Origin of the sequence: Janthinobacterium psychrotolerans (assembly GCF_001677885.1) — a bacterium.
In the GTDB taxonomy this organism is placed as follows: Bacteria; Pseudomonadota; Gammaproteobacteria; order Burkholderiales; family Burkholderiaceae_D; genus Janthinobacterium; species Janthinobacterium psychrotolerans.
Genome location: NZ_LOCQ01000061.1, coordinates 108,201 through 130,910 on the forward strand (window position 1 = coordinate 108,201; position 22,710 = coordinate 130,910).

Annotated in this window: 25 protein-coding genes; 6 read left to right on the forward strand and 19 right to left on the reverse strand. The window is 64.8% G+C overall.

Going from position 1 to position 22,710, the window contains the following annotated elements; genetic code table 11:
* Positions 1–36 precede the first annotated feature (36 nt).
* The 8 genes from ASR47_RS22530 to pdxR form a co-directional block, all read right to left on the reverse strand.
* Positions 37–1,845 carry a family 2A encapsulin nanocompartment cargo protein cysteine desulfurase gene (locus ASR47_RS22530; protein WP_065310050.1) on the reverse strand — a complete coding sequence of 603 codons (1,809 nt, stop codon included), beginning with the start codon at positions 1,843–1,845 and terminating at the stop codon, positions 37–39.
* Entirely contained in the window at positions 1,820–2,752 is a 933-nt protein-coding gene (locus tag ASR47_RS22535; RefSeq protein WP_065310051.1) for a family 2A encapsulin nanocompartment shell protein, read from the reverse strand. The genes ASR47_RS22530 and ASR47_RS22535 overlap by 26 nt, the downstream gene beginning before the upstream one ends.
* Before the next feature lie 109 nt (positions 2,753–2,861).
* Positions 2,862–3,086, reverse strand: coding sequence for a helix-turn-helix domain-containing protein (locus ASR47_RS22540; protein ID WP_065310052.1), 225 nt, complete (start codon positions 3,084–3,086; stop codon positions 2,862–2,864).
* Complete coding sequence (gene epsC / locus ASR47_RS22545) at positions 3,080–4,060, reverse strand: serine O-acetyltransferase EpsC (protein ID WP_065310304.1); 981 nt, start codon at positions 4,058–4,060, stop codon at positions 3,080–3,082. Before epsC ends, ASR47_RS22540 begins: the two co-directional genes overlap by 7 nt.
* A gap of 11 nt (positions 4,061–4,071) precedes the next feature.
* A complete protein-coding gene (locus ASR47_RS22550; protein WP_065310053.1) occupies positions 4,072–4,518 on the reverse strand; it encodes a rhodanese-like domain-containing protein in 447 nt (148 codons plus the stop codon).
* A gap of 168 nt (positions 4,519–4,686) precedes the next feature.
* Positions 4,687–6,324 carry an FAD-dependent 5-carboxymethylaminomethyl-2-thiouridine(34) oxidoreductase MnmC1 gene (gene mnmC1 / locus ASR47_RS22555; protein WP_342670560.1) on the reverse strand — a complete coding sequence of 546 codons (1,638 nt, stop codon included), beginning with the start codon at positions 6,322–6,324 and terminating at the stop codon, positions 4,687–4,689.
* The gene (locus ASR47_RS22560) at positions 6,324–6,887 is read right to left on the reverse strand and encodes a DNA-3-methyladenine glycosylase I (RefSeq protein ID WP_065310306.1); all 564 of its coding nucleotides are present in this window, start codon (positions 6,885–6,887) and stop codon (positions 6,324–6,326) included. The genes mnmC1 and ASR47_RS22560 overlap by 1 nt, the downstream gene beginning before the upstream one ends.
* Before the next feature lie 43 nt (positions 6,888–6,930).
* A complete protein-coding gene (gene pdxR / locus ASR47_RS22565; protein WP_065310054.1) occupies positions 6,931–8,430 on the reverse strand; it encodes a MocR-like pyridoxine biosynthesis transcription factor PdxR in 1,500 nt (499 codons plus the stop codon).
* A gap of 98 nt (positions 8,431–8,528) precedes the next feature.
* Here pdxR and ASR47_RS22570 point away from each other — a divergent pair, with 98 nt between their 5' ends.
* Positions 8,529–8,987: an OsmC family protein gene (locus tag ASR47_RS22570; RefSeq protein ID WP_065310055.1), complete on the forward strand. Its 459-nt coding sequence runs from the start codon at positions 8,529–8,531 to the stop codon at positions 8,985–8,987.
* Complete coding sequence (locus tag ASR47_RS22575) at positions 8,987–9,634, forward strand: FMN-binding negative transcriptional regulator (protein WP_065310056.1); 648 nt, start codon at positions 8,987–8,989, stop codon at positions 9,632–9,634. Before ASR47_RS22570 ends, ASR47_RS22575 begins: the two co-directional genes overlap by 1 nt.
* On the opposite strand, the gene ASR47_RS22580 is transcribed toward ASR47_RS22575, so the two are convergent.
* The 3 genes from ASR47_RS22580 to ASR47_RS22590 all read right to left on the reverse strand — a co-directional run bounded on the left by ASR47_RS22580 (position 9,618) and on the right by ASR47_RS22590 (position 11,703).
* Positions 9,618–10,571, reverse strand: coding sequence for an AEC family transporter (locus ASR47_RS22580; RefSeq protein ID WP_065310307.1), 954 nt, complete (start codon positions 10,569–10,571; stop codon positions 9,618–9,620). The genes ASR47_RS22575 and ASR47_RS22580 overlap by 17 nt on opposite strands.
* 135 nt (positions 10,572–10,706) lie before the next feature.
* Positions 10,707–11,264, reverse strand: coding sequence for a winged helix-turn-helix transcriptional regulator (locus ASR47_RS22585; protein ID WP_065310308.1), 558 nt, complete (start codon positions 11,262–11,264; stop codon positions 10,707–10,709).
* 169 nt (positions 11,265–11,433) lie between these two features.
* Positions 11,434–11,703: a hypothetical protein gene (locus tag ASR47_RS22590; protein ID WP_065310057.1), complete on the reverse strand. Its 270-nt coding sequence runs from the start codon at positions 11,701–11,703 to the stop codon at positions 11,434–11,436.
* A 345-nt stretch (positions 11,704–12,048) separates the two neighbouring features.
* Between ASR47_RS22590 and ASR47_RS22595 the strand changes: the two genes are divergently transcribed.
* Positions 12,049–12,855 (forward strand): response regulator transcription factor, encoded by an 807-nt coding sequence (locus ASR47_RS22595; RefSeq protein WP_082989115.1) that lies wholly within the window; start codon positions 12,049–12,051, stop codon positions 12,853–12,855.
* 32 nt (positions 12,856–12,887) lie between these two features.
* Here the strand turns inward: ASR47_RS22595 and pnuC are convergent, their stop codons facing one another.
* The 3 genes from pnuC to ASR47_RS27225 all read right to left on the reverse strand — a co-directional run bounded on the left by pnuC (position 12,888) and on the right by ASR47_RS27225 (position 14,293).
* Positions 12,888–13,490, reverse strand: coding sequence for a nicotinamide riboside transporter PnuC (pnuC, locus tag ASR47_RS22600; protein WP_082989116.1), 603 nt, complete (start codon positions 13,488–13,490; stop codon positions 12,888–12,890).
* Positions 13,491–13,574: 84 nt separating this feature from the next.
* A complete protein-coding gene (locus tag ASR47_RS22605) occupies positions 13,575–13,838 on the reverse strand; it encodes a hypothetical protein (RefSeq protein WP_065310059.1) in 264 nt (87 codons plus the stop codon).
* 185 nt (positions 13,839–14,023) lie between these two features.
* Positions 14,024–14,293: a hypothetical protein gene (locus ASR47_RS27225; RefSeq protein ID WP_150127939.1), complete on the reverse strand. Its 270-nt coding sequence runs from the start codon at positions 14,291–14,293 to the stop codon at positions 14,024–14,026.
* 116 nt (positions 14,294–14,409) lie between these two features.
* Here ASR47_RS27225 and ASR47_RS22610 point away from each other — a divergent pair, with 116 nt between their 5' ends.
* Positions 14,410–16,041: a hypothetical protein gene (locus ASR47_RS22610; protein ID WP_171899022.1), complete on the forward strand. Its 1,632-nt coding sequence runs from the start codon at positions 14,410–14,412 to the stop codon at positions 16,039–16,041.
* Positions 16,042–16,062: 21 nt separating this feature from the next.
* On the opposite strand, the gene bla is transcribed toward ASR47_RS22610, so the two are convergent.
* On the reverse strand, positions 16,063–17,037 hold the full coding sequence (bla, locus tag ASR47_RS22615) for a subclass B3 metallo-beta-lactamase (protein WP_065310061.1): 975 nt from the start codon (positions 17,035–17,037) through the stop codon (positions 16,063–16,065).
* Between the two features lie 78 nt (positions 17,038–17,115).
* Between bla and ASR47_RS22620 the strand changes: the two genes are divergently transcribed.
* Positions 17,116–17,976, forward strand: coding sequence for a metallophosphoesterase family protein (locus ASR47_RS22620; protein WP_245714451.1), 861 nt, complete (start codon positions 17,116–17,118; stop codon positions 17,974–17,976).
* Here the strand turns inward: ASR47_RS22620 and ASR47_RS22625 are convergent.
* The 4 genes from ASR47_RS22625 to lldD form a co-directional block, all read right to left on the reverse strand.
* Positions 17,960–18,637: a type 1 glutamine amidotransferase domain-containing protein gene (locus ASR47_RS22625; protein ID WP_065310062.1), complete on the reverse strand. Its 678-nt coding sequence runs from the start codon at positions 18,635–18,637 to the stop codon at positions 17,960–17,962. The genes ASR47_RS22620 and ASR47_RS22625 overlap by 17 nt on opposite strands.
* 34 nt (positions 18,638–18,671) lie before the next feature.
* Positions 18,672–19,829, reverse strand: coding sequence for an iron-containing alcohol dehydrogenase (locus ASR47_RS22630; RefSeq protein WP_065310063.1), 1,158 nt, complete (start codon positions 19,827–19,829; stop codon positions 18,672–18,674).
* 79 nt (positions 19,830–19,908) lie between these two features.
* Positions 19,909–20,514 carry a TetR/AcrR family transcriptional regulator gene (locus ASR47_RS22635; protein WP_065310064.1) on the reverse strand — a complete coding sequence of 202 codons (606 nt, stop codon included), beginning with the start codon at positions 20,512–20,514 and terminating at the stop codon, positions 19,909–19,911.
* A 57-nt stretch (positions 20,515–20,571) separates the two neighbouring features.
* On the reverse strand, positions 20,572–21,717 hold the full coding sequence (lldD, locus tag ASR47_RS22640) for an FMN-dependent L-lactate dehydrogenase LldD (RefSeq protein WP_065310065.1): 1,146 nt from the start codon (positions 21,715–21,717) through the stop codon (positions 20,572–20,574).
* Positions 21,718–21,826: 109 nt separating this feature from the next.
* On the opposite strand from lldD, the gene ASR47_RS22645 reads away from it, so the two are divergent.
* Complete coding sequence (locus ASR47_RS22645) at positions 21,827–22,708, forward strand: LysR substrate-binding domain-containing protein (RefSeq protein ID WP_065310066.1); 882 nt, start codon at positions 21,827–21,829, stop codon at positions 22,706–22,708.
* Positions 22,709–22,710: the final 2 nt, after the last annotated feature.

Sequence of the window (22,710 nt, forward strand, 5' to 3'; positions counted from 1 at the left end):
AGACGGCATCAGTGCCATGACGCTGGCTGACAACAGTTATCGGCGCGCTGCGGCCAGGCGCCGGATGACCACGATCATGCGGTCGATTTCCTCGTAGGTGTTGTAGAACGCAAACGATGGCCGCACGGTCGCTTCCACGCCGAAGCGGCGCAAAATCGGCTGGGCGCAATGGTGGCCCGAGCGCACGGCGATGCCCTCCTCATTGAGCGCGCGGCCCACCTCGGCCGGCTCGTAACCGGCCAGCACGAACGAGGCCACGCTCGCCTTTTCAACCGCTGTGCCAATCAGGCGCACGCCGGGTATCGCTTGCAACTTGTGCGTGGCGTAGTCGAGCAGCGCATGTTCATAGGCGGCGATGTTGTCCAGGCCGATGCGCTGCACGTAGTCGATCGCCGCGCCCAGTCCCACGGCGTCGGCGATATTGCCGGTGCCGGCCTCGAAACGGTTCGGCACGCCCTGGTACACGGTGCGCTCGAAGGTGACGTCGGCGATCATGTTGCCGCCACCCTGCCATGGCGGCAGTTGCTCCAGCAAATCGAGCTTGCCGTACACGGCGCCTATGCCGGTCGGGCCGAACACCTTGTGGCCCGAGAACACATAGAAGTCGGCCCCCAGCGCCTGCACGTCGACCCGCAGGTGCGACACCGCCTGCGCGCCGTCGACCAGCACCCGCACGCCGGCCGCATGCGCCAGCGCGATGATCTGCGCCACCGGCGTGACGGTGCCCAGGGCATTCGACACCTGCGTCACCGACACCAGCTTGGTGCGGTTATTCAACAGCGTGCGGAACTCGTCGAGGATGATCTGGCCGCTGTCGTCGACCGGGATCACGCGCAGGGTGGCGCCCTTTTCCGCCGCCAGCTGCTGCCACGGCACGATATTGGCGTGGTGTTCGAGCTGCGAGACGATGATCTCGTCGCCGCTGCCGATGAACGTGCGGCCAAAGGTATTGGCGATCAGATTGATGCCTTCGGTGGCGCCGCGCACGAAAATGATCTCATTGGGCGATACGGCGCCGAGGAAACTGGCGACCTTGGCGCGCGCCGCCTCATACGCATCGCTGGCGCGCGCGGCCAGCGCATGGGCGGCCCGATGAATGTTCGAGTTCTCGTGCGCATAAAAATACGACACGCGATCGATCACCGACTGCGGCTTGTGGGTAGTGGCCGCATTGTCGAACCAGGCCAGCGGCTTGCCGTTGACCCGCTCGGCCAGCACGGGAAAATCGCGCCGCACGGCCTGCACGTCGAATGGTGCCGGCGTTTGTCGCTGCGCCTTTCCGGTCGGCCGCGCCGGCAGCACGGTCTCGAAATAGAACTGCGGCGCGCCGGCCGATGGCGTGACTGGCAGCTGCTGGCCACGCTGCGGCGCCGCGTACACGTCCTTCAGATCGTCCGTACCCGGCTGGCCCTGCCCCTGGCGTGCCAGCCCATCGAGCTTGTCATGCGAAGTGGGATAGCCATGCGCGCCGCCGACAAAATAATAGGGCGACGGCGCACCGATGCCGGACGCGCGCGGCGTCGGGATCGAGGCAGGCGCCGGCGCGACCGGCGCTTCAAGGGGTGGCTTGACCGGCGGCACCTGCGCCGTCGCCACGCCGGGGGCGATGGCGGCAAACGACGGGCCGGGCTGGGGCGCAGGACGCTGCGGATTGGCGTAGCGTGGCGCCGCGTCGAGCGCGCTGCCCGAACCGCCCAGGCTGGGCGACTTGTCCAACTCGGGACGCACACCTGGCAGGCGCGCGAAAAACTCGCCGGCCAGCCGGTTCAGGGTCGCCTCGTCAGGAAGAAATGGGACGGCGGGCAGGCCCGCCGCGCCATCACTTGTAGGTGTCTGGGTAGTCATGGTATTTACCGATCTCCACGTCTTCCAGTACGGCCAGCGCATCGTCGGTCAGCACGGCCAGCGAGCAATACAGCGAAATCAGGTAGGACGAAATCGCATGGCGGTTGATGCCCATGAAGCGCACCGACAGGCCCGGGCTTTGTTCGCCCGCCAGGCCAGGCTGGAACAGGCCGATCACGCCCTGGCGCTGTTCGCCCACGCGCAGCAAAATGATCCTGGTCTTGCCGTCTTCGATCGGCAATTTGTCCGACGGCACCAGCGGCACGCCGCGCCATGTCAGGAACTGCGAACCGAACAGGCTGACGGTCGGTGGCGGCACGCCGCGGCGCGTGCATTCGCGACCAAAGGCGGCGATCGCCAGCGGGTGCGCCAGGAAGAAGCCCGGCTCCTTCCATACTTTCGTCAGCAGTTCGTCGAGGTCGTCCGGCGTCGGCGCGCCCGTCAGGGTAAAGATGCGCTGGTCGTCATGCACGCTGGCCAGCAGGCCGTAATCGGGATTGTTGATCAATTCGCTTTCCTGGCGCTCCTTGATCGTTTCGATGGTCAGGCGCAGCTGCTCCTTGATCTGGTCGTGCGGGCTGCTGTACAGGTCCGACACGCGGGTATGCACATCGAGCACGGTACTGACGGCATTGAGGAAATACTCGCGCGGCTGGTCTTCGTAGTCGACAAAGGTTTGCGGCAGTTCCGACTCGTCGCGCTGCGAGCAGGCAACGCGCACATCCTTGGGATTCCTGACCTTGTTCAAGCGGTAGATACCCGCTTCGACCGGCAGCCATTGCAGCAGATGCACCAGCCAGCGCGGCGTGATGGTGGATAACTGGGGAACGCTCTTGCTGGCATTGGCCAGCTGGCGCGCGGCGTTGTCGCCCAGCGCAATCTGGTTGTCGTTTGTTGCATCGGACATGAACAAGTACTCCTGATGAGAAAAGTGAATATGCTTATTTGGAAACCAAATAAAGTATCGGGCGTCTCCCCTGTTCTCTCAACATGCTATGGCCGTCAACGCGGCTTGATCAGTCAATTAACTCCGGTTCGCAGCGCGCCAGCAGCCCGGCCAGGCCGATGCCCAGCGCATGCGCCAATTTTTCCACCGTCAGCAGCGACGGCGTGGCCGCACCGCGTTCGATCTCGCCGATAAACGAGCGGTTCAAATCGGCCGCTTCGGCGAGGCGCTCCTGCGACCAGCCTCGCCCTTCGCGCAACTGGCGCACGGCCAGTCCAAACTGTTTGATCAACATGGGGTCCTCAAGGTAGGTGGGCTGGCGGAAACGGGTTCGGGTGCCTCCTGCTGGTTATGCGCCTGCGTGACATGGCTGCCGGGCGCGATGCTGCGGGTCAGCCAGACATTGCCGCCGATGACCGAGCCCTGGCCTATCGTCACCCGGCCGAGGATGGTGGCGCCGGCGTAGATCACCACGTCGTCCTCGACAATCGGGTGGCGCGCCAGGCCCTTTTTCAGCACGCCGTCGGCACCGGCCGGAAAGCGCTTGGCGCCCAGGGTCACGGCCTGGTAGATGCGCACCCGCTCGCCGATGATGGCCGTCTCGCCAATCACCACGCCGGTGCCGTGGTCGATGAAGAAGCTGGCGCCGATCACGGCGCCCGGATGGATGTCGATGCCGGTCTGCGAATGCGCCACTTCGGCGATGATGCGCGCCACCAGCGGCGCACCCAGCGCATGCAGCGCATGGGCCAGGCGGTAATGGATGATGGCCAGGATGCCCGGGTAGCACAGCAACACTTCATCGACACTGTGCGCGGCCGGGTCGCCATGGAAGGCGGCCGCCACGTCGGTGTCGAGCCAGGCGCGGATGCCGGGCAGCGCGCGTGCAAAGCGCTGCACGATGGCCAGCGCCTGCTGCTCGGCGCTCACCGCCTGCGGCAAGCCATGCTGGCGCGCCTGGTAAGCCAGTTCGCGGCGCACCTGTTCGTGCAGGCCCGTCAGGGTGGTGTCGAGCGTATGGCCGACAAAAAAATCTTCGCTCTCCTGCTGCAGGTCGAGCGGCCCCAGGCGCATCGGGAACAGCGCCGCGCACAGGGCGCCGACCAGCTCGCGCAAATGCTGGCGCGAAGGGAACTGGCGCGCGCCGCATTCCTGGTTGCTGGCCAGTCCGTCGCGCCAGCGCTCGCGCACGGCGCGCAGTTCATCGACGATCTGGTGCAGCTCCCATTGCGGCGCAGAGGCGGCGGGAGCGGAAAGTTCAGCGGACAAAGCGTGCGGGTTCACTCTTGCACCCACGGCAAGGAATGCCAGCGCCAGCCACCTTGATGGCCGCGCTGCTGCTGGTCGTCGAGGTCGCCCTCGAAGCCTTGTGCGATATTGAAGACATTGCTGAAACCGGCCTTGGCGGCCGCCTCGGCAGCGGCGGCCGAGCGCTTGCCGCTGCGGCACAGCAGCAGCACCACGGCCGTCTTGCCACCCACCTTCGCTTCCAGTTCTCGCGCAAAACGGGGGTTGCGGTTCATCGCCGTGCCGGTGGCCCAGGCCACGTGCAGCGAGCCGGGCACCTGGCCGACAAACACGCGTTCTTCATTGGTGCGCACGTCGACCAGTTGGGCTTTGCCGGCCTGCACCAGCTGCCACGCATCCTGCGCGCTGACGATGCCGGCATACGGCATCTGCTGCGCCTGCGCCTGGGCGCGCGCGTCGTTCAGCACGGCGTCAAACATGCGCGGCCCGGGGATCGAATACCAATGTTGTTGCCACCATCTTGCCACCTCTTTCCGTCGTCGTCAGAACATCCACACGCTCACTGTAGCGAACTTGTGTTGTTCGTAAAACAAATTAAAAAGAGTTAGGAAAGCTGGAAAACGTATATGGCCGCTGGTGCGCTCGGCCTACTGCGCGCGGCGCCGTTCCTTGAGCACGAAGCGGCCCGGATCGATGGCCGCCAGCAACGGGTTTTCCAGCGGCGGCGGCTCGCCTTCGAGCTGGCAGGCCAGCACCTCGGCCGCCAGCGGCGCCCAGATCAAGCCGCGCGAGGCATAGCCCAGCAGACCGAACAGGCCGGGCCAGCGCGGCACGTCGCGCAACTGCTCGCAGCGGCGCGGCACGCCGGGATCGGGCAAGGCGCCCACCAGCGGCATGCGGTCGGGCGCCATGCAGCGAAAGCCGGTGCGCCCGGCCAAGGGTGCGTCGAACGGCGCCACGCCGAGGATGGCGGCGGTCTTGTCGATATTGTCCCGCTGGCTGGCTGGCCGCAGGCTGGCGTCGTCATCCTGCGCATCGTAGGTGGCGCCGACGCAGACCACGCCCGCATGCGGCGGCGTCATGTAGGACTCGCGGCAGACCACAAAGGGCCGCGCCGACAGGCTGGCGGGGTCCAGATGCGTGACCTGGCCGCGCACGGTGTACAAGGGCAAACCGGAGGCCTGGGCGAACTGCACGGCGCCAGCGCCGGCGGCCAGGATCACGGTCGGCGCGGCGGCGATCGCCACGCCCGCGGCATCGAGCACCTGCCATTCGTCATCGACGCGCGACAGCGTCAGCGCGCTGCTGGAAAAGCATCGCGTGAGGCGCGCGCCGCAGGCGTCCAGCATGGCGGCGCAGGCCGACGACGGGCGCGCCCAGCCGCCCTGCGCGAACCACCAGGCGCCGTGCGGCGCGCTGGCGCCCAGCATGGCGCTCGCTTCGTGCGCTTCCAGCCAGCGCGCAAATTCGGGCGGATAATCACCGCTGGCGGCGATGCGGCGCTGCACCTGCGCATGCGCGCCATCGCGCGCCAGGTGCAGCACGCCGCAGCTGGCGCCCTCGAACGCGCTGCCGACGCCGCCCAGGCCGGCCCAGTAGCGCAGCGCGTACAGGTAGGCGGCGCGCACCAGGCGCGTGGGGATATTGTCGTCGCTTGACAGCAGCGGCATGAAGATGCCGGCCAGGTTGCCGGAAGCTTCGCCGGCCGGCTGCGCATGGCGCTCGACCAGGGTCACCTGCCAGCCGCGCGCGGCCAGCCGTTCGCAGGCGGCGCTGCCGGCCACGCCGGCGCCGATCACGATGGCGCGCCGGTCGATGTCGGGGACGGCTTCGATCGGTTTTTGGCGCGCATGGAACACGGCGCGCAGGCGGCTGTCGTCAAACGCAAAGCCGGCCTTCCACAGCGCCGTACGCTGGGCGTCGTCGAGCCGCACCGCCTGCAGGCGCGCGCCATCGTTCATCAGCCGCGCCAGCACCGTCATCGACGGCGGCGTCCACGCCAGCCAGACCTCGTCGACGCGCAGCGCCAGCTGCGCCAGGCTGGCGCCCGGTTCGCCGATCAGCAGGTCCAGCGTGACGAGCCCGTCGCGCGAGACCATGCGGTGCAGGCCGCGCACATGGGGCGGCCACTGCTCCCGCCATGGCGACGGCAACTGGCCGGCATCGACGGGGCGCGGCGCCAGCGCAGTGTAGTGCAGGCGCTTGCCACCATGCCTGCCGCAGGCGGCCAGAAAACGCGCGCCGTCGAAATCGGTGTCGAGCACCACCAACGCAGCCATCGTCATCAGCGGCCCGTGCGGCAAAAGCAGGTCGGCGCATGGTCGTCGATCATGCCGATGCCCTGCATGTAGGCATAGATGATGGTCGAGCCGACAAACTTGAAACCGCGCCTGGCCAGGTCTTTTGAAAGCCGGTCCGACAAATCAGTTTTTGCTGGAAATTCGCCCGGCTGGAAGTGATTGACGATGGGCTGGTTGTCGACATAAGCCCACAGGAAACCGTCCAGCGTCTGCCCTTCTTCCAGCAGGCGCAAATAGGCTTGCGCATTGGTGATGGCGGCCGCCACCTTCAGGCGGTTGCGCACGATGCCGGGGTCCGCCAGCAAGGACGCGACTTTCTCCGGGCCGTAGGCGGCGATTTTTTGCGCATCCCAGCCGTCGAAGGCGGTGCGGTAGGTGTCGCGCTTGTTGAGGATGGTCTCCCAGCTCAGGCCCGCCTGCGCCCCTTCCAGGTTCAGCATTTCGAACAGGGTGCGCTCGTCGTGGCAGGGCACGCCCCATTCCGTGTCGTGGTAGGCCAGGTAGCGGGGATTGGCGGGATTGGCCCAGGAGCAGCGCTCGACGTTCATGGTCATGTCTTTTTCTTGGTGGGGAGGCAAGCCTCAGTATAGATTATCGGCTGCGCAGCAGTTGGCCCAGCACGCGCACGCCATGCTCGATGTCATCGGGGGGAATCGCCGCAAAACCCAGCAGCAAACCGGCCGGCGTGGCGCAGGCGGCGCCCGCGCCCGGGTCGGCATAGTGGCCCAGCGGGCGCAGCTCGATGCCGCGCGCCAGGCCCGCCTGCGAGATCTGCGCTTCATCGTGCTGGCCGCGAAAATACGCGCACAGTTCCAGCCCGCTGTCGGCCGGGCCGCAATATAGCTCGTCGCCCAGTTCGCGCGCCAGGCCGCGCAGCAGCACGTCGCGCCGTTCGGCGTTGCTGTCGCGCGTGCGGCGGATATGGCGGCCGAAATGGCCTTCGGCGATAAAGTCGGCCAGCGCCATCTGCGGCACGATGGCCGTATGGCGGTCGACCACCGCCTTGGCCTGCACCAGCGCCTCGGCCAGCGCCAGCGGCGCCACCATATAGCCCAGCCGCAGCCCCGGAAACAGCACCTTGGACAAGGTACCCACATACACCACGCAGCCGGCGCGGTCCAGGCCCTGCAGGGACGCCAGCGGCGCGCCGGTGTAGCGGTATTCGCTGTCGTAATCGTCTTCCACCACCCAGGCCCGGTTGCGCGCGGCCCAGTCCAGCAAAGCCAGGCGGCGCGGCAGGCTCATGCTCACGCCCAGCGGCAGCTGGTGCGACGGCGTCACATAGGCCAGCTTCGCTTGCGGGCAGTGCGCCGCGCCATACGCCACGTCCAGCCCTTCGGCGTCGACCGGCACCGGAAACACCCGGGCGCCGCTTGCTTGCAAGGTAGCGCTTGCGCCACGGTAGCCGGGCGACTCCATCCAGGCCGCGTCGCCGGGCGCCAGCAAAATGGTCGACAGCAGGAACAGCGCCTGCTGCGAGCCCGAGGTGATGATGATTTGCTGCGGCGTGCAGCGCACCCCGCGCGAGGCCTGCAGGTAGACGCACAGCAGTTCGCGCAGCGGCAGGAAGCCGGCCGGGTCGCCATAGCCAAAATGGTGATCGGGCCGGCGCCAGCGCCGCGCTTCAAGCCGGTTCCATACGTCAAACGGAAAATGGTCGATGCGCGGCATGCCGACCCGGAACGCGCGCAAGGGGCTGCGGTGAAACGCCACCTGCGCCATGGCCGCTACCACGCCCTGCCCGCGCGCTGACAGGGGACGCAGCAGGCCAGGCGCCGCAGTCGGCGCAAGCGGTGCCGGCGCCGGTACAGGTACAGGTACAGGGACAGCAAGGCTGACAAAGGTACCCTTGCCCACCGCGCCGTCGAGATAGCCTTCGGCCGCCAGCAGCGCATAGGCATTGAGCACGGTCTGGCGCGATACTGGCAACGGCAACAAAGTGCAAAAGGCGCGCGTGGGCGGCAGCTGCGCGCCGGGCGCCAGGGTGCCGTCGAGGATGGCCGCTTTCATGGCCGCATACAGCTGGCGAAACAGCGGCATGGCCAGATTGCGGTCCAGCGGCAACGCGGCGATCAGAAGGTGGGCGTGCATGGCATGAATTGGTAGTTTCAATTTAGTCGTTATTGGCTGTTTTAAATAGCCAATGGCATCACTACAATAACGCATTCCCGCCCCTTCCGGAGACCCGCATGCAGCAATTTTTCGCCACCGTCGCCTGGCAGCGCGACGGCCAGGATTTCGCCGGCCAGCGCTACAGCCGCGCTCACGCGTGGCAGTTTGACGGCGGCCTGAACATTCCCGCTTCCTCGTCGCCGCTGTCGGTGCCGCTGCCGATGTCGGTGGCGGCCAATGTCGACCCGGAAGAAGCGCTGGTGGCGGCCACCTCGAGCTGCCACATGCTGTTCTTTTTGTCGCTGGCGGCGCAGCGCGGCTACACCATTGATGACTACCGCGACGAAGCCATCGGCGAGTTGAGCAGGAATGGCGACGGCAAGCTGGCCATGACGCGCATCGTGCTGCGCCCGCGCATTGCCTGGGCCGGCGACGCGCCCACACCCGAGGCGCTGGCCGCGCTGCACCATGACGCCCACGAGCGCTGCTATATCGCCAGTTCGCTCAAGGCCGACGTGGTCGTGGAGGCGCGCTGATGTACACACCGAAAAGCTACCGCGAAGAGCGGCTCGATGTATTGCACGCGCTGATGGCGGCCCATCCGCTGGGCGCGCTGGTGCGCATGGGCGAAGACGGCTTGTGCGCCGATCACCTGCCGTTCGAGATCGCGCCGCCCACGCCAGACGCGCCGTTCGGCACCCTGCGCGCCCACGTGGCGCGCGCCAATCCGCTGTGGCGCAGCGATGGCGTCGATACCATGGTGATCTTCCAGGGGCCGCAGGCGTATATCACGCCGGCCTGGTATGCGGAAAAAGACATCAGCGGCGAGGAAGTGCCCACGTTTGACTACGCGGTGGTGCATGCCCACGGCCGCCTGCGCGTGATGGACGAGCGGGCCTGGCTGCTGGACTTTCTGCAGCGCCTGACGAACCGCCATGAGGCCGGCCAGCCGCAGCCGTGGCAGGTCAGCGATGCGCCGCCGGCCTATATCGACAAATTGTTGAAGGCGATCGTCGGCATCGAGATTCCCCTGACGCGGCTGGAAGGCAAATGGAAAATGGAACAGAAAAACAGCCTGCGGGACCGCACGCGCGTGGCGCGCGAACTGTCGCACGACAGCATGCCCGACGCGTCGCGGCAGCTTGGCGCGATGATCGCCAGCAGCCTCAGCGCAGCCAGCTGACGGCGGCCGAAAACGTCAGGAACGACAGCGCCGTCGACACCAGGATGATGCGCGCGATGCGCGCCGTGTTGGCGCCGAAGCGCTCGGACAGCAGCGAGACATTGCTGGCGCTGGGCAGGCAGGCCACCAGCACCATGCAGGTCAGCGCGAACGGGTCGAGCGGCGCGCCGAGCGCGATGGCGGCGTGGCCCATGCCCCACACCAGCAGCGGATGCAGCAGCAGTTTTTTCAGCGCCACCGGCACATATTCACTCAAAGGCGCCGGGCCGCTGGTCTGCATCTGCGAACGGGCCAGCACGGCGCCGATGGTAAATAGCGCCACCGGCGAGGCGGCGTCGGCCAGCAGGCCCACGGTCTGCGTGACCGGCTGCGGCGGCATCAGTTCCAGCCACGACACCAGCGCGCCCAGCACGATAGACCACGGCATCGGATTGCCGGCCATGGCTTTCAAGGCGTTGACGACGGCCGCGCGGCTGCCGTGCGCACCGCCGCTGCCCACGCGCGACAGCGCGATGCACAGCGAACTGGTGACCAGCATGTCGACCACGATGGTGACGATCACCGGGCCGGACGAACGGGGGCCCAGCAGTGTCAACAGCAGCGGCACGCCCATGAAACCGGTATTCGGAAACGCCGCCACCAGCGCGCCGAAGGCGGCGTTGTTCCAGTCGATGCGGTGCGACAGCGTCATGGCCATGGTCACGCCCACCATCACCAGCGCGCACAGCAGATAGACGCCGAACACGCTGGCGTCGAGCAGCTGCGCGATCGGCGTGGCCGCGCCGAAGCGGTACAACATGCACGGCAAGGCAAAATACAGCACGAAGCTGTTCAGGCCAGGGATGGCGGCCACCGGCAGCAGCGCGCGCCGCACCGCCAGGTAGCCGCACAGCACCAGCGCGAAGAAGGGAAACGTGATGGCGAGAATGGTCAGCATGGCCAGCCATTGTAGCGCCAGCGGGCCGGGCATCCGCAAAAAAAAGGCCGCTTGCGCGGCCCCAAGGAGGTCAGGAGGAAATCAATGGCGCTCGCGCTTTTTGGGCTGGCGCCGGGCGCCGCCGACGGTCGGCGATCAGACCAGATGGCCTTCCGCCACCCAGCCACGCTTGGCGGCCGGCGCCTTCGGTTTCGGCGCGATGCCGCTGCTCTTTTCGGCTTGCTCGATAATGCTGCGCATGCTGTCGCTGGCGGCCGGGCCGGGTGCGAATGCGTAGTACTCATCGTTGATGGGCAAACCCGTCATGGCGTCGACCAGCACCGGGTCGGCGGCCAGTCCCGTATCGCGGCTGGCGATGACGAGGCTGGCGCCTTCGGGCGCGAAATTCTCGTTGCCCCAGGCGATAAAGGCCAGCAGCACCGGCTTGAAGGCGCGGCCCGACTTGGTCAGCACATAGTCATAGCGCGGCGGCTTGGCGCAGTACAGGCGGCGCGTCATCAGGCCCCCTTCCACCAGGTCGGCCAGGCGCCGGGTCAGGATGGTCGGCGCGATCTTGAGGCTCTTTTCAAATTCGTCGAAGCGCGTCTTGCCATAAAACGCTTCGCGCAAGATGAGGATGCTCCACCACTCGCCGACCTTGCCCAGGCTGCGAGCGATGGGGCAAGGCAAATTATTGAAGTTGGTATGTTTCATGATCATCTCCTCGCTAGTTGCAAAGCAAGCTAAAATTGTTCTACTAAAACACGGCTACTAACGACTAGCCAGGAACCAATGCACGGCAAACGGCGCACCTGCCACCAGCGCGTGCCCCGGCAACAGCATCGACAGCAGGAAGGTACGGCGGGCCATCATGCAATTTGACTCAGAGGTACACGGTAGCCGTGATGGCACGGGCCGCGTCCATGCCGCTGCCTGCCGGGTGACGCGTGCTGTCAGTGGAGAGGACACCGGGGTTGGTATTGAAACTCACTTTGCTAGTCACTACACCGTGAATCTGGCCAGAATCGCGTGGGGCCGCCGGCATGACGCAATTGACGACACTCTTGAGCGTCGCGTCGGAGGGGATGTGGTTCATACCGTTCGGATAGGTGGCCGCAGCGGCGGCGAAAGGGCGAAATTTAGCGCGTAACATACTACCTCCTGATGTTGAAGCATCAATCAATGACCCCTTTCGTCAAGGGGCACGAGGATAGTCACGGTATTGCCGGCGTTTTCTCGGGCACGCAAACCAGGACAACAATTTCAAGTGCCGGCCGCCAGGATTCTCGGGCTTTCAGCAGCTTTGCCGAAGTGGCAAAGCAGATTTTTTATTGGCGACATTGCTTTTAATCAATCTATGATCCGATTATTAGCCATCCGTGAAATCGCTGCTTCTTCTTGCGGTGAAACATCTTTTGAATCGTGAGAAAAGCAGAAAATAATTCAAAAGCAGGGCATAATAAACCACAACTTGCCTTTTGGTTAAGTCATCCATCTCATGTCAATGACCAGTGAAAACAGTAAGAAAAACATCTTGATCGTGGACGATTCCGCGTTCGAGCAGCGCATGCTGGCGGAGCTGCTGAGCGACGAGCCTTACCGTTTCAGCGTGGCCTACAATGGCTATCAGGGTTACCAGCTGGCGCTGGCGACGCACCCTGACCTGATCCTGCTCGACGTGCGCATGCCTGAAATGGATGGCTACACGGCCTGCCGGCTGCTCAAGGCCAATCCGGAAACCGAACATATTCCCGTGATCTTTCTCAGTGGCGCAGACGCCGTCGATGAACGCGTGCTGGGCTTGCAGGTGGGTGGCGTCGACTATATCTCGAAACCATTTACGCCGGCCGAACTGGCCGCGCGCATCCATATCCACCTGGGCCTGATGCGGCGCGCCAATGCCGCAGCGCCGGCACCGGACAGCGACCAGCCGCCCCAGCATCCCGACCTGGTGTTCGTCAACGCCGTCAAGCAGCTGATCCTCGACAACCTGGGCAGCCTGCCCAACCTGTCCGAGATCGCCCGCAGCGTCGGCACCTACCGCGAAAAACTCACGCTGATGTTTCGCGAGCAGAGCGGCATGACGGTGTTTGCCTTTATCCGCGAAGCGCGCATCGCCCGCGGCGTGGAACTGCTGCAGCAGACCGAAATCGACGTGCAGGATATCGCCCTGCTGATCGGCTTTCACAACGCCGGCAACTTCGCCACCGCCTTTCGCGAACGCATGGGCGTCACCCCCACCGCTTACCGCCAGCGCCTGCTGGAGCAGCGCAACCGGCAGGGCGGCAGCGCGGCGACGCACTGAGCGCCACCGCCCTGCCGCTCAGAATTCGTGGTTCAGCTGGTGTGCGGCAAAGCATCCGCGCCCGCCGCCGCAGCAGCCGCGCGCCGCGCCTGCACGTGCCACCAGTACCACGACACCAGCGCATTGATCCAGTAGGCCGCATACAGCACGGCGGTCAGGTGCAGGCCGCGGCTGTAGTACAGCGGTACGGCCACCGTATTGACCAGCAGCCAGAAGCCCCAGGTCTCGATCCGGCGGCTCATCAGCAAAAATTGCGCGATGATGCTGAACACCAGCACGGCCGAATCGATGAACGGCGCATAGGCATTAGTCCAGGTATGCAGCAGCAGGCCGTACAGGGCGACGGCGGCCACGCCGGCCGGCACGATCCAGGCCAGGCTGCGCCAGCCCACGCGCGTGATCGGCAAAGGCCTGCCGCCCGCGCCGCGCCGCCACTGCAGCCAGCCGATCACGCAGGTGACGATAAAGAACAGCTGCAGCATGACATCCGCATACAGGTTGACCTGGTAGAACAGCACGGCAAACAGCACGCTGCCAATCATGCCGATCCACCACGAGTGGATGTTGTTGCGCCCGGCCAGGATGATGGACACGGTCATCAGCACATTGGCGGCGATTTCGAGCGGGGGAGTCAAGCGGTCTTCCTTTGCGGTGAGGGTCGAAGCGGCGCTGCCACTATAGCCGATTTGCCCCGCCCAGCCTGTTTCAGCCCTCCTCTTTCAGCGCTCGTCTTTCACCCTGCCCGACAGCAATTGCCGCAGGCGATTCTTGCCGGCCCGGCGCGCCGCGCGCGGCGACACTTCGGACTGGTGCGCGCCGGCGCCGCCGCGCAGCCTGGCGGCCGCCACCAGCGCGTTGCGCGGCTTGGGGGTTTTCAGTTTGATTTTCATGATATTTCCTAACGGATGGACGAACGGCAGGCTGGCGATATGGCCCAGCTGGCGCAGCGCCTGCGCGTCGATATCGTCGGTAAAAATGTGCACGGGACATTGGCGCCGTGCAGGGTGTGATGAATCGGCATACGCAAGAACCTTGGATGCCAGGGCCTTGCCCGCCGGCGCGCTTGAACAACGCGCGCCAGAAAAACAAAACCCCGGCGAGTTTCCTCGCCGGGGTCTCAAAAGGAACGCCGGCTCGGGATCGATGACCCCGAGCAGCATGCACGGGGCTAGTGGTGATTCAAATTGTGGCTAGCCTGGTGTTGCATGCTGTTTCCTTTCATTGTTGGGTGGATAAACTGACCGAGCCATGATTCTGCGCCACGGCCACCAGCCATGTCAACCGGGCGCATGATAAAACGACCATCTGCTGTAAAAAACATGATCGTGCTTTCCTTCATCTTCCAGGAACTTTCCATATATTCTTGATGACATGTGGTTTTGATGCGTTGCAGGTTTCCAGGATAACGGGGTGATAATGAAGATGCGATTTGCGGCACTGACGATGTGCATGCTGATGATGAGTTGCGTGGCGCGCGCCGACAAGCTGTTTCCGGCCAAGCCAGCAAGCTTCAAGGCGTGCTATGACGCCGGGCAAGCCTGGATACGCGCGAAGATGCCCGAGCTGAACGCCAGCCCGCAACCTTCGCGCTACGAATTCAATGCGGAGCTGGCGGCATGTACCCAGCGCGTGCCGGCATGGGCGCAATTTACCTGGCCAGCCGAATTGGCTTACCGCAGCAAGGCGCCGTACCAGAATTTTTTTGCGCAGGATGGCAGCGGGAACTGGATCGTGGCCAGTTATTCCGCATCGTCCGATTCTCCGTTGACCTATTTGCGCATGCCGAAAAACAGCACCACGACCGAGCTGATTTCATCGGTGCCGCTGAACGGCTATTTTTTCGGTTTCGACTTTGCCCCCTATGACATGGACAAGGCCGGCCGCGCGTTCGGCTCGCTGACGGCGTTCCTGACCAAGGATGCGTCGACGCTCTACTTCGAGCTGCTTGGCCGGGGCGATGGCGCCGGTCGACTGCTGCTGCAAAGCCAGCGCGAGGTGATCGCATTCGATACGCAGAACAAGACCTGGTTCTGGCGGAAGTGCCTGTTGCAGCTGCCACCCGCGCCACGCAACGACCTGCCGAATATCGTTGAAAAGTGCCGCACCAGCGATGCTGCGGACGTGGCGTCGCTGGTGCGCGGCATCGCGGTATCCACGCGCGCCGCGAGCAGCAAAACCCTGCAGTGGAACGGCACTTCCTTTGAGGAGGGCGAGCCCACCGCGTGGCTGGCGGCGCGCAACGCCCCTCCCATCAAGTTTCCCGCCATCGTGACGCGCAGCGTCAAGAGCGAGGTACAAGAGCAAAATGGCTTGCAGTTCCGACGCATCACGCAGACGCAGGGGCCCAAAGGGCGCCACCCGGTGGTGACGAATGAAACGATCGAGATCGTAAAAGGCCTCGCTCCAGCGGCGGCGCGCAAAATAAATGATGACATTGCCAGAACCGTTGCCGCTGCGACGGATGGCACGATCGAACCGGAAGTGAGGGACGATGACGGACAGCGAACGATACAGTACGGCGAATTCGTCTCGAAAGCGGACTTTGTCAGCTTCGCGCGCGGTTTTGTGGTGATCCGTTTTTCTTCATCGACAATGGCGCCCATGCACAGAAGTTACGACGAGACGGCGTATGTCTTGTATGACGCCGCTTCCGGCCTGCGGCGCGAGATGTCCGCGCTGTTCGATACGCCGCGCGCCTTTGACCTGTTCACTTACGGCGCCACGGCACGCTTCAAGGCGCCCTACCTGTTTCCAAAACGATGGGTGGTCAAGGATGCCGGGCAGTCGACCGGATCGCTGGTCGTGATTCCGCAGCCAGGCGGCCTGGCGGTACTCGCCGGCGATGTCTTTGGCGGCCACTATGTCGAAACCTCGTTGGGCATGGTGCCCAACGCCGATATCGCATCGACCTTGCGCGCCGGGCAGCTGCAACCGCGCATCGCCTGCGCGCCCGAGATGGAACGCCCGGAGGAGCAGCGTCTGTGCGCGGAACATCTGGTGAGTGACTACGAGACCTTGCTGCAACAGTGGCAAGCGCGGCTGGAACGCGTGGCCGGAGACGCCGCTGCGGCCGACAGGCTGAGCGAGGATCATGCGGCTTTCCTGGAAAAAATCGCCGCATGCTCCGACAAGGACCGCGCCTGCCTCAGGCAGCGCCTGAGCGAGCAGTCAGCGGCTTTACAGTAGATCGGCCGCGCCATCGCCCCGCTAGCGTGTCGCGCCAGGCGCTTGCTGAGACTCCCCGAGCTGCGCTTTTTCCGCGGCTTTTTCCTTGGCTATGCGCGCGTCCAGCTTCGCCTCATTTTTGGCCGCATAGCTGCGGCACGCCTGCGCATCGATAAAGGGATTCGGTGATGCGCCCATCACCAGCTGCGCGAGCTTCTGGTCGGCGCCCGAATGATCAGGGTGGGCAGAGATCAGGATGTCGCAGGGCAGCTTTGCCACGTCCTGCATCACGCGGCGAAAGGCCGGTGTCAGGTCGGCATGGCGCTCGTCGCCCAGGTAATGGAAATGGTCGGCCGCCACCGGTGTCAGGCTGGCGCCGAAGACCACGTTCAGGCAGTCGGTGCGCGCGCCGTCCTCGCACGACAACCATGTCCAGCTGGTGCTGCCCGGCGTATGGCCGGGCGTATGGCGCGCCGTCACGGTCAGTTCGCCCAATTGCAAGGTCTCGCCATCGGCCATCTCGCGCACGTTGGCCACCGCCGGCATGGGATCGATCTCGCCGGCCTGCGGATCCTCGTCCAGCACCCGGCCGGCGCGCAAGGCCTGCGCGCCCAGGGGACTGGCGAGCACCTGCGCGCCGCTGTCGCGCGCCAGGGCGGCAATGCCGCCCGAGTGATCGAAATGCGCTTCCGTGTTCAGGATGAACTTGATGTCCTCGATGCGAAACCCCAGTTCCAGGATATGCTCCTTGATGGCCGCCACCGATTGCGGCAGCGCGCCGTCGATCAGGACCAGCCCTTCCCGCGTATGGATCAGCACCACGCTCAGGCCCCCGACGCCCACGTAATAGGTGTCGCCATGGATGCGCACCGGCTGCTGCGGACGGTTCCATTGCTCGGCATAGGGCGAGGCGATGGCGCGGGTCAGCGGATCGTCGGCGCTCTGCGCCAGGGCGGACCATGACAGCGGCAGCAGGGCCAGCGCAGCGAACAGCTTGGAAAAGGCGAAGGGCGGCATGCGGCTCCAGTGAGGAATATTTTTTATAGGAAACACAGAGTACCGTTGCCATCGCATGCCGGTCAAGCTTGCGTTAGGATGGATGCCTGTCCACTGCCGCGCACCCTGACCCTGCGCCTGTTTGCCATGCGTCTGCTGATTTTGTCCGACCTGCACCTGGAAATGTGGCGCGAGAATACACCCGCCATCGACCTGTCCGGCCGCCCCGACGCCGTGATCCTGGCCGGCGATATCGACACGGGCAGCAATGCGATCGACTGGGCCGCGCGCACCTTTGGCGCGCTGCCGGTGCTGTACGTGCATGGCAATCACGAGGGCTATGGCCACCGGCTCGAACAGATGCAGATGGACGTGCGCGCGGCCTGCGCCAGCGCGAACGCGGCTGGCGCCAATATTCGGCTGCTCGATGGCGATGCGGTGGAACTGGACGGCGTGCGCTTCCTGGGCGCCACCTTGTGGACCGATTTTCTGCTGTTCGGCGAGGATCGCCTTGAAGAAGCCTTAAGCGCGGCGCAGGCGTACATGCCCGACTACCAGCGCATCAGCACGGGTGGCGACAAGCCACGCCTGCTGTGCGCCGAGGATACGGCCGCCCTGCACGCGCGGCACAGGGCCTGGCTGTCAGGGCAGCTGGCACAGCCCTTCGACGGCGCCACGGTGGTGATCACACACATGGCGCCATCGATGCGCTCGGTGGAAGAGCGTTACGCCACCAATCTCGGCTCGCCCGCGTTTGCTTCGCAGCTCGACGCGCTGGTGGCGCAGGCCGACCTGTGGGTGCATGGCCATATGCACGCCTCGCACGACTATCGCATCAAGCAATGCCGCGTGGTCTGCAATCCCTGCGGCTATCAAATGGCCGACGGCATGCCGGAGAATGAACAGTTCAATCCCGGCTATACCATCGACCTCACCGCCAGGATCAAGCCAGCAGCTTGAGCAGCGCCTCGGCGGCCGCTTCCGAGGATGCCGGATTCTGGCCCGTCACCAGCAGGCCGTCGGTGATGGCGTACGGCTGCCAGTCGCCCAGCTTCGAATAGTCGCCACCGTTTGCCTTGAGCATGTCCTCGACCAGGAACGGCACGATCCTGGTCAGGCCCACCGCTTCTTCCTCGGTATTAGTAAAGCCGGTAACGCGCTTGCCATTGACCAGCGGCTTGCCATCGGTGCCTTTCACATGGCGCAGCACGCCAGGTGCATGGCAGACGGTGGCGACCGGCTTGCCGGCGGCGATCATCTGTTCGATCAGTGCGATCGAGTGCCGGTCTTCGGCCAGGTCCCACAGCGGACCGTGGCCACCGGGGTAGAACACGGCGTCGAAGTCGGCCGCTTTCACCTCGGACAGCTTGCCGGTATGGGCCAGCACAGCTTGCGCCGCAGGGTCGGCCTTGAAGCGGCGCGTGGCGTCCGTCTGCGAATCGGCTTCATCGCTTTTCGGGTCCAGCGGCGGCTGGCCGCCCAGTGGCGAGACCACCGTCAGCGTGGCGCCCGCCTCTTTCAGCGCGTAATAAGGCGCGGCGAATTCTTCCAGCCAGAAGCCGGTTTTCTTGCCGGTGTCGCCCAGTTTGTCGTGCGAGGTCAGTACCATCAGGATGTTCATGTTGTTTCCTTTTCAGTGAGCTTGCGAGGGTGGGTTACAGTGCTGCTTCGAGGATAAGTCGGCTGCGCGCGAGGTCGATATCGCGGTGCTCGCCCAGTGCGGTCATGCCATGTGCTGCCAGTTGCTTCAGTACCGCTTCCACCGCCTCCTGGCCCAGCTCATAGGCGGACAAACGGGTGGGAATGCCCAGGCTTTCAAAGAAGGCGCGGGTGTGGGCGATGGCGGCGCTTATGCGCTCATCGTCGCTGCCTTCGGTGATGTTCCAGACGCGCTCGCCATACTGTAGCAACTTGCCGCGTTTTTGCTCGCGCTGTACGTCCAGCAGTGCGGGCAGCACCAGCGCCAGAGTGCGCGCATGGTCGATGTCGTACAGGGCAGTCAGTTCATGGCCGATCATGTGGGTGGCCCAGTCCTGCGGCACGCCGGCGCCGATCAGGCCATTCAGGGCCAGGGTGGCGGTCCACATCAGGTTGGCGCGTGTTTCGTAGTCGTCGGGCGATGCCACCGCCTGCGGCGCGATCTCGACCAGGGTCTGCAGCAGGCCTTCGGCAAAGCGGTCCTGCACCCGCGCCTGCACCGGATAGGTCAGGTACTGCTCGGTGGTATGCACGAAGGCATCAACCAGGCCATTGGCGACCTGCTTGGCCGGCAGGGTGAAGGTCTTGCTGGGGTCGAGCACGGAAAACTGCGGATACAGCAGCGGGCTGCGGAAACTCAGTTTGTCATGCGTGGCTTTTTTCGTTACCACGCCGCCGCTATTCATTTCCGAACCGGTGGCCGGCAGGGTCAATACCGCGCCAAACGGCAAGGCCTGTGCGATATTGGCGCCGCCGCGTTCGGCGATGTCCCAGGCTTCGCCGTCATGCAGGGCGGCGGCGGCGACGAACTTGGTGCCGTCGATAACCGAACCACCGCCGACAGCCAGCAGGAAGTCCAGCTTTTCGCTGCGCACCTGCGCCACGGCCCGCATCAGGGTTTCATAGCTGGGGTTCGGCTCGATGCCGCCAAACTCCTGCACGCTGCGCTGGCCCAGTGCGGCGCGCACTTCGGCCAGGGTGCCGGTCTTTTCGGCGCTGGCGCCGCCGTAGAGAATCAGCACGCGCGCGTCGTGCGGCACCAGCGTCGACAGCCTGGCGACGGTGTCGGCACCGAAGACGATCTTGGTCGGGTTATGGAATTCAAAGTTTTTCATGTATCACTCCTTATTATTAGACTGGTCGTCTACGTCCAGTATGAAAAAAAGGCGGATGTGGCGCATCCGCGTGTGTTCATCAAGCGCCGCCTGGCGGCAGTTCCAGCATCGTCAAGGTTGCCTGCCAGGCCGCCTTCAGGGCGCTGTCGTCGCGCCGCAGCTTGGTCAGCATGGCAGCCCCCAGCCACAGCTGGTACAGGACAGAGGCCATGTGCGCCGGGTCCGCCACCGACGGCAGGGAATCGTCCACCCTGCCCTGCCCGATGGCCAGCGCCAGCCTGCCGATAATGCGGCTGGTACCGTCGAGCAAGGTCTTGCGCATCGGTTCGGACATGTCCGCCACTTCGCTGCTCAGCTTGACCACCAGGCAGCGGCAGTCACAACCGCTGCCGTCCAGGCTCTCGCTGGTCCAGCTGGCCCAGTAATCCATCAGGGACTGCGCCGCGCTCTGCCCAGGCCGGGTCAGCACGCCTTCCATTTCGGCCAGGTAGCGCTGCACATAATCGGCCAGCATCGCTTCGCCAAACAACTCCTTGGACTTGAAGTAATGGTAGAACGAGCCCTTCGGCACGGCAGCGGCGGCCAGGATCTCGTTCAGGCCCACGCCGGCAAAGCCCTTGCGGGTGATGATGGCCTTGCCCTGGTCAAGGATGTGCTGGCGGACGTCGGTGTATTCGGCTTTCATGAAACATAGTATAGCACGATTAGACCAGTCGTCTACAAATAATTATCCACCGGTTCATCAAGCTCCGCGACCATGCACCAGGATGGATGCATCGATCTGGTCGATCGCCGTCACGCCGGTGAGCGTCATGGCGACCCGCATTTCACGGGCAAAAATGTCGAGCAGGTTTTCCACGCCGTGCCGCCCATCGGCCGCCAGCGCATACACCGAGGAGCGCCCCAGCAGTACGCCACGGGCGCCCAGCGCCAGCATGCGCACCACATCAAGGCCGGAACGCACGCCCGAATCGGCCAGCACCGTCAGGTCGCCGCCGACCGCCTGCGCAATCGCCGGCAAAGCATGGGCGGTGGACGGCACGCCGTCGAGCTGGCGCCCGCCATGGTTCGACACGACGATGCCGTCGGCGCCGAAACTGACGGCATCCCTGGCGTCCTGCGCGTCGAGGATGCCCTTGATGATCATCGGTCCCTTCCAGAAGTCGCGTATCCACTCCAGGTCGCTCCAGCTGATCGACGGATCGAAGTTGTTCGCCAGCCAGCCGATATAGTCTTCCAGGGTAATCGCCTTGCCCAGGTACTTGGAGATATTGCCCAGGTCATGGGGGCGCCCCATCAGTCCGACATCGTATGCCCAAGCCGGCTTCGTCACCGCCTGCAGCATGCGGCGCGGTGCGGCGTACGGCCCCGACATGCCGGAATGGGCATCGCGGTAGCGCGCGCCCGGGGTCGGCATGTCCACCGTGAACACCAGGTTGGTGACGCCGGCGGCCTGCGCCCGCTCCAGCGCATTGCGCATGAAGCCGCGGTCTTTCAGCACATACAGCTGGAACCAGATCGGCGCGCTGCTGTGCGACGCCACCTCCTCGATCGGGCATACCGACACGGTCGACAAACAATACGGCACGCCCTTGCTGGCGGCCGCCTGCGCCGCCTGGACTTCGCCGCGGCGCGCGTACATGCCCGTCAGGCCGACCGGGCTCAAAATCACCGGCATGGCCAGCTTCTGGCCGAACAACTCGGTCTCCAGACTCAGCTGACCGACGTTTTTCAGGATGCGCTGGCGCAGGCCGACCGACGCCAGGTCGGCGGTATTGGCAGCGAGGGTATGCTCGGCGTAGGCGCCGCCGTCGATATAGTCGAACAGGAAGCGCGGCAGCTTGCGGCGTGCCGCTTCGCGGTAGTCGGAGGCGGAGGAAATAATCATGACAGGCAGCCGGCGTCGGCGAGGTGTGGGGAGATGGCCAGCATAAGGTCGCCTTTGCTATGATGCAAACAACTTATTTTTCTACTAGCCAGTCGCCAATGGAATACCGATGAATCTACGAACGCTGCGCATCTTTGTCGAAGTAGTGCGCCAGGGCGGCTTTTCGCAGGCGGCGGCAACCGTGTCGCTGACCCAGTCGGCCATCAGCAAGGCCGTCCGAACGCTGGAAGAGGAACTGGGCCTGCCCTTGCTGAACCGCCTGGGCCACCGCATCGAACTGACGCCGGCCGGCGACATCGCCTACCGCCGCGCGCAGACGATGCTGGCCGAACGCCAGGATTTATTGGTCGAACTCGATGAACTGAAGGGCTTGCAACGCGGCGTGCTGAGAGTCGGCATACCGCCAGTGGGCAGCGGCGTGGTATTTGCCGTCATGTTCGCCGCCTACCGCAGCCGCTATCCCGACATCGAGATCGCCTTGCTCGAACACGGCGGCCAGAAGCTCAACGAATGCCTGCACGCGGGCGAGATCGACGTGGCGGCCATCCTGGCGCCCGTGCATGCCGACTTCGATTGCCAGGACGTGCGGGTCGAGCCGCTGGTGGCGCTGATGTCGGCCAGCCATCCGCTGGCGGGCAGCGCGCGCGTCGACTTCACGCAACTGGCCAGCACGCCCTTCATCCTGTTCGAAGGCGGCTTCGCATTGAACCGCATCATCCTCGACGCCTGCGCACGCAAGGGCGTGCAGCCGAAGATCACCGCGCGCAGCGCCCAGATCGACTTTATCGTCGACCTGGTGGCAGCGGGATTGGGCGTGGCCTTCTTTCCACGCATGCTGGCGGAAAAATACACGCACGCGGGCATCTGGCGCGCGCCGCTCGATGAACCGCACACCGACTGGCACATGACGTTGGCCTGGCGCCGGCAAGCATATTTGCCGCCAGCGGCGCGCGCCTGGCTGGAACTGGCGGCGCAGATGCGGCAACAGTAACG